At 72.3% G+C, this 5,894-nt stretch carries 6 protein-coding genes and 1 pseudogene; 2 read left to right on the forward strand and 5 right to left on the reverse strand.

Annotation, left to right across the window (positions count from 1 at the left end; translation table 11 throughout):
• Nucleotides 1-384: YciI family protein (locus IE249_RS11595; protein WP_189704706.1), on the reverse strand; the 384-nt coding region annotated here is incomplete at its 3' end.
• Between the two features lie 175 nt (nucleotides 385-559).
• Between IE249_RS11595 and IE249_RS11600 the strand changes: the two genes are divergently transcribed.
• The gene (locus IE249_RS11600; RefSeq protein ID WP_189704916.1) at nucleotides 560-868 is read left to right on the forward strand and encodes a hypothetical protein; all 309 of its coding nucleotides are present in this window, start codon (nucleotides 560-562) and stop codon (nucleotides 866-868) included.
• Between the two features lie 51 nt (nucleotides 869-919).
• On the opposite strand, the gene IE249_RS11605 is transcribed toward IE249_RS11600, so the two are convergent.
• Nucleotides 920-1,801 (reverse strand): NAD-dependent protein deacetylase, encoded by an 882-nt coding sequence (locus IE249_RS11605; RefSeq protein ID WP_189704917.1) that lies wholly within the window; start codon nucleotides 1,799-1,801, stop codon nucleotides 920-922.
• A 120-nt stretch (nucleotides 1,802-1,921) separates the two neighbouring features.
• Here IE249_RS11605 and IE249_RS11610 point away from each other — a divergent pair, with 120 nt between their 5' ends.
• Nucleotides 1,922-2,746 carry an SDR family oxidoreductase gene (locus IE249_RS11610; protein ID WP_189704707.1) on the forward strand — a complete coding sequence of 275 codons (825 nt, stop codon included), beginning with the start codon at nucleotides 1,922-1,924 and terminating at the stop codon, nucleotides 2,744-2,746.
• 109 nt (nucleotides 2,747-2,855) lie between these two features.
• Here the strand turns inward: IE249_RS11610 and IE249_RS11615 are convergent, their stop codons facing one another.
• The 3 genes and pseudogenes from IE249_RS11615 to IE249_RS40005 all read right to left on the reverse strand — a co-directional run.
• Nucleotides 2,856-4,118, reverse strand: a complete 1,263-nt coding sequence (locus tag IE249_RS11615; RefSeq protein ID WP_189704918.1) for a phosphatase PAP2 family protein — start codon at nucleotides 4,116-4,118, stop codon at nucleotides 2,856-2,858.
• Nucleotides 4,119-4,427: 309 nt separating this feature from the next.
• The gene (locus IE249_RS40000) at nucleotides 4,428-4,979 is read right to left on the reverse strand and encodes a carbohydrate-binding protein (RefSeq protein WP_373304379.1); all 552 of its coding nucleotides are present in this window, start codon (nucleotides 4,977-4,979) and stop codon (nucleotides 4,428-4,430) included.
• 221 nt (nucleotides 4,980-5,200) lie between these two features.
• Nucleotides 5,201-5,784: pseudogene (locus tag IE249_RS40005) on the reverse strand (alpha-lytic protease prodomain-containing protein); the annotation flags it as partial.
• Nucleotides 5,785-5,894: the final 110 nt, after the last annotated feature.

Consider the following 5,894-nt stretch of genomic DNA (forward strand, 5'->3'; position numbering starts at 1 on the left):
GGTCAGGAACGGGCGCACCTCGAGCCACTCGTGGATCGGCTTCCCACCCGCGCCGGGGGCGGCCGAGAGCTCCCCGGCCAGCTCGACGGCCCGCTCGTGGCTGTCGACGTCGATGACCATCCAGCCGGCGATGAGGTCCTTGGTCTCGGCGAACGGGCCGTCCGTGACCGGAGGGCGCCCCTCGCCGTCGTAGCGGACCCACGCGCCCTCCGGGGCGAGCGCCTGACCGTCGACGAACTCGCCGGTCTTCTCCAGCCGCGCGGCGAAGTCGTGCATGTACTTCATGTGCGCCGAGATCTCCTCGGGCGTCCACTGGTCCATCGGTACGTCGTTGACCGCCGCCGGGGCGCCCCGGTAGTGCTTGAGCAGCAGGTACTTGGCCATCGTGGTTCTCCTCGGTGCCGGTGCGACCCATTGTGGCCGCCTTCACCCCTGGGACGGAGCGGCCCGCGGATTCTCGACACGTCGCCGGAAGTTTTTTTGGCAGCCTCGGTCACAGGACCTATAGGGTCCTGTCATGTCCCTGCGTATCCGGATGCGTCAAGCTCTTCCCGAAGCGATCCGCGCCCGCGACAAGACCGCGGTGAGCGCCCTGCGCGCCACGCTCGCCGCGCTCGACAACGCGGAGGCGGTACCCGTGGCCGACGCCGGACAGCGCGTTTCGGCCCTCGAACAGTCACCCGTCGGCGCCGGCGCCACCGAGGCGGCCCGGCGTGAGCTGAGTGAGGGCGCCGCGGCGGACATCGTGCGCGAGGAGATCACCGAGCGCCTGCGCGTGGCGGCGACGCTGACCGGACCGGCGCACGCCGACCGGGCCGCACGACTCCGCGCCGAGGCCGCCGTCCTGCGGCCCTTCCTCGACCACTGACCACCCGACCCGGCACACACCGAGCGGGTCGCTCGGGCGGGCGGCGCGGGTTCAGCGCACGTCCAGGCGCCGGGTCAGCTCGGCGAGGGCCTCACCGAGGGGCATCGCGACGCGCGCGTCCGCGATGCCGTCGGCCCGGGTCGGGCCCAGGTTGACGATGGCGACCGGCTTGCCGTCCTTCGCGGCGCGCCGCACGAACCGCAGCCCCGACAGCACGGCGAGGGACGAGCCGAGCACGAGCAGCGAGTCCGCCGCGTCGATCAGGTCGAAGCACCGCTCGACGCGGTGCTTGGGCACGTTCTCGCCGAAGAAGACGACGTACGGCTTGAGCACGCCCCCGCACCGCGGGCACGGCACGACACGGAAGGTGTCGACGAGGTCGTCCGGCAGTTCGATGTCGCCGTCCGGATTCACGCGCAGGCCGGCGGCGGCGTGCGCGGCGAGGAACTCCCCGTTGGCGTCGAGCAGACGGGCGTCGAGTTCGTCACGGGGACCGACGACCCCGCAGTCGAGGCAGACGACCCGGTCCAGGCTGCCGTGGAGCGCGACGGCGTCCGTCGTCCCGGCGGCCTGGTGCAGCCCGTCGACGTTCTGCGTGATCACGGCGTCGACGTGGCCGGAGGCACGCAGCGCCTGCACGGCGTGGTGCCCGCTGTTGGGCCGTGCGCCCGCGATCGCACGGCGCCCCACGTAGCCGCGGGCCCAGTAGCGGCGCCGGTTCGCCTCGTCCGAGACGAAGTCCTGGTACGTCATGGGGGAGTGCCGCCGGTGCCGGCCGGTCACGCCCCGGTAGTCGGGAATGCCGGACTCGGTGGAGATCCCGGCTCCCGTCAGGACGGCCACCCGGCCTGCCGCGAGCTGGGCGGTGATCTCGTCCATTCCGCCGGCGGGGTGCACGCCGCTGTCGGGTACGGGGCCGACGATCGGACGCATGCGCACACATACAGCCTAGGGCGCTCCCGGCTGCGGCAGGGCTCGGGCGGTGACAGACTTGAGGGCGCTCAGGCCGGCCGGGGACGTGCGGGAACCAGGCAGGGACGGCGGTGATGTCCGATGAGTGGGACCGAGCGGAAAGACGGCGGAGCGATCCCGGGACTCGCCGGGCAGACGGTCGTGGTGGTGGGCGGCAGCGCGGGCATCGGGCTCGAGACCGCGCGGCAGGCACGGGCGGCCGGGGCGGAAGTGGTGCTCGCGGCGCGGAACGCCGAACGTCTGAAGCAGGCGGCGGACGAGCTGAAGCCGCTGAGCACGGCGGTCTTCGACGCGCAGGACACCTCCCGTCTGGAGGACTTCCTCCGGGAACTGCCCGGGAAGGTCGACCATGTGCTGGTCACGGCGGGCAGTCCGTCGTACCGGCCGCTCGCGGAGATCGAACCGGCCGAGTCGGGGCGCGAGTTCGGCGGGCGTATCGCGATGATGCTGGCGGTGGCGCGGGCGGGTCGGGAGAAGGTCCGGGCGGGGGGAACCCTGCTGTTCATCGGCGGAACCGGCGGCCGGCGGCCCGCGGTGGGCATGGCCGTGATGGGCGCCGTCACCGCGGCGCTGCCGGCGCTGACCGCCAACCTGGCGCTGGAGGTCGCCCCGGTGCGGATCAACCTCATCGCGGCCGGGTTCGTGGACACGCCCCTGTCGGCCGCTCTCCTCGGCGACCGACTCGACGAGCGGCGCGAGCAGTTGAGGAAGACCCTGCCCATCGGCCGGGTCGTCGGACCGGCGGACGTGGCGGCCCTCGCCACGCACATCATGGTCAACGAGGCCCTCACGGGCGCCACTTACGACATCGACGGCGGCCAGCAGCTCGTCGGGTCCGATCCCGCCGCACCCCAGGCCGGCCCCTACGCCCTGCCCGAGTTCACCCTTGGGCACCTCAGGCCCTGACCCCCACCGGGGGCCTCAGCCCGTGTGGGGCGGCGAAGGCCGTCCGGTGGGCCACACCGCGTGCGCGGGCGGCGCCACCTCGGACGGCCTTCCTCGGCGGCGGCAGTGGTCACACCGGTTCGGGCTGCGGCTCCAGTTGCGGCGCGGGCTCGGCCTTCGGTTCCCACTGCCTGGTGGTGCGTGCGTAGCCCTGGATCACCGAGGCCATCGCCAGCAGGATCACCGGCCCGAACGCCCACGGATGCCTGGCCATCTGCACCGGCAGGTAGCGGTACGACACCAGCAGGGCGGTGAAGACCACCGTGCCGTAGACGACCAGGTTGACGCCCGACCGGTCCCAGCCGCGCGCGAGCGACAGCATGGCCGCCTCGATCGTGAGCGTGAACACCACACCGGCCACGATGTCGGTGCCGTAGTGGTAGCCGAAGCCGAGCGTCGCGCCGAGGGTGGCGATCAGCCAGAAGGTCCCCGCGTACCGCAGAAGCCTCGGGCCCTTGCGGGAGTGGATGAAGATGGCCGTGGCCCACGCGGTGTGCAGGCTGGGCATGCAGTTGCGCGGGGTGATCCCGTCGAACGGCATCGGGTGCGGCGTCCCGACCGGAGGCGGCGTGTTGGGCCACAGGTCGGCCACCGCCCAGTGCCCGCCGTCGGCGCCGTAGGCGAAGATCGGTCCGACGACCGGGAAGAGCATGTAGATGCCCGGCCCGAGGAGGCCGATCATCAAGAAGGTGCGCACCAGATGATGGCGCGGGAAGCGCCCCTCGGCCGCCACATGGCGCAGCTGGTACAGCGTGACGACGACCGCGGCGACCGCGAGCTGGATGTAGACGTAGTCGAGGACGTGGGCGCCGACGGAGCCGGTGGCCTCGACGATCCGGCCCGCGACCCAGGAGGGGTCGCCCAGCGCCCGATCGGCGTTGGCCACGTACTGGTCGAGCACCGACGGGCGGGTCTTGGACGTGATCAGCAGCCAGGCGTCGCCCGTCTTGCGCCCCGCCACCAGCAGCAGTGCCAGCCCGACGCCCTTCAGCAGCAGGACGCGCTCCTCACCGGCGCGGCGGGTGATCGCGACGACCGCGCACCCGACGATGACCCACAGCGCGCCGTTCCCGAAGGCGTGGCCCTCCGTCGAGTGGACGCCGGCCACCGACCGCACGAGCCAGAACACCAGGTCGATGCCGACCGCGACCCCGGCAGCGATCAGCCGTTGCCGCCAGGGCAGCACCACCATCATCAACGCCATGCTGCCGTAGAGCAGCGGTCCCGACTTGGGGCGGAATATCACCTCTTTCGCCTGATTGGTGATAGGTCCGGGTTGCCCGTAATGGCGCGCCGCGATCTCCAGCGCGATCAGGAACCCGAGGGCCACCACTCCCACCGCGGTCCACAGGATCGTCCGTGGCTGCCGCCATATGGAGGGCTCTATTCCGCCTTCTTTTCGCGGAAACGCCCGCGATATTATCGATATCAATTGTCTGGCCGATTTGTTAGTTTTGGTTGAATTGGCTGCTCGTCGTGCTGGATGGCAGGTTTTCCGGCGAAGGGCAGGCGATACGGGTGATCGTCAGTTCGAGCATGTTATCGGAGAGCTCTTCGCGATTTCGCTCTCCTGTAAGGCGGCGTGCTCGAGGGCCGCTCCCTCGAGGTTCGGGGAGCGGCCCTGGATGGTGGGGCACGGATGTCAGAGGCGTTGCCACAGCGCCGGTACGTTCGGGGGCTCCCAGCCGGGCTGCGCCTGGTGGCCCTGGAGGCAGCGGTAGGTGGCTCCGCCGTAGGTCACCGTGTCGCCCGCCTGGTACACGGTGCCGGCCGACCAGGTGCCGCCCGGATCGCCGGGGCCGGGGCCAGGACCGGGGCCGCCGGTGGTCGTCAGGGTGAGGCCGTAGTTCTGCAGGATCGGGTTGACGGGCTGGAAGAACGTGGTGCCGCCGCTGGTGCAGCCGCCCGACCCGCCCGAGGTGACGCCCTGGGCCTGACTGCCGGAGAGGAACGAGCCGCCCGAGTCGCCGGGTTCGGCGCACACCGAGGTACGGGTGACACCGCTGACGGTGCCCTCCTGGTAGGTCACGCTGGTGTCCAGCTGCTGGACGGTGCCGCAGTGCCAGCCGGTGGTGGAACCGGAACGGCACACCGAGGCGCCCACCGTCGCCCGTGTGGACCCGGCGACCTGCACGCTGGAGCCGTTGACGTACGGGGTCGCCGTCCAGCTGGAGTTGGTGGCCACCCAGGACATGTCGTTGCCGGGGAAGACGGACGCCTGGAAGGTGCCCTGAGCGACCTGGTTGGAGCCGGTGGTGGTGCTGCCGGCCCGGCCGCAGTGGCCCGCCGAGGCGAAGCCCTGCTGGGTGCCCCGGGTGACGGGGAAGCCGATCGAGCACCGGGTGCGGCCGTCGGTGTAGTAGGCGTCACCGCCGCGCAGGTCGTACAGCGGCCGCGGCCGCTCGGCCGACCTCACCGTGCGTACGAGGGACCGGTCGACCCCGGCCGCCGCCAGCAGGGGACCCACGGCGGCGGGGCGTACCGCCTGCACCACCAGGGAGTTGGACCGGACGTCGACGTACCAGACGGGGGTGTCCGTGGTGGCGTGCCGGGCCGCGGCACGGTCCAGCCGGGCCTTGGCCGCGTCCAGCGAGGCCAGCGAGCGGGACACGACGACCGGCCGCGCCCCGCGGGCCCGTAGCCGGGCACGGCCCCCGCCGGCCGGTCCAGCAGCGCGCCGAGGAGCGGACCGTGCGTGCCGCCGAGCCGGAGCCGCTCCGGAGCGGGCCGGGTCCGGGTGAACCGGACGGCCTCCTGCTGCAGTTCGCTCACCACGGGCAGCACGATGCGTGCGCGCTCCAGTACCAGTGCGCCCAGCGCGGTCGCCCGCACACCGTGCCGCCCCGCTCGAACAGCGCGCCGCCCAGTGCCCCTTCGATCCGCCTGAGCTGCGCGCTCAGCGCGGGCTGCGCGAGCCCCAGCAGCGAGGCGGCCTTGGTGAGACTGCCTGCCTCCGCGATCGTCCTGACGGTCCTCAGATGCCGCAACTCCAGCTCCATGGAGCGAGCTTGCGGCGCGGGTGAGTACTCGGCAAGGGGTTGGTACGGACCTGATGGGCGGGCCGGACGCGGAGCGGCAGGTCGCACCGGTGGGCGCCGCCGGGCCGCTG

Source organism: Streptomyces anandii JCM 4720 (assembly GCF_014650655.1).
Taxonomy (GTDB): Bacteria; Actinomycetota; Actinomycetes; order Streptomycetales; family Streptomycetaceae; genus Streptomyces; species Streptomyces anandii.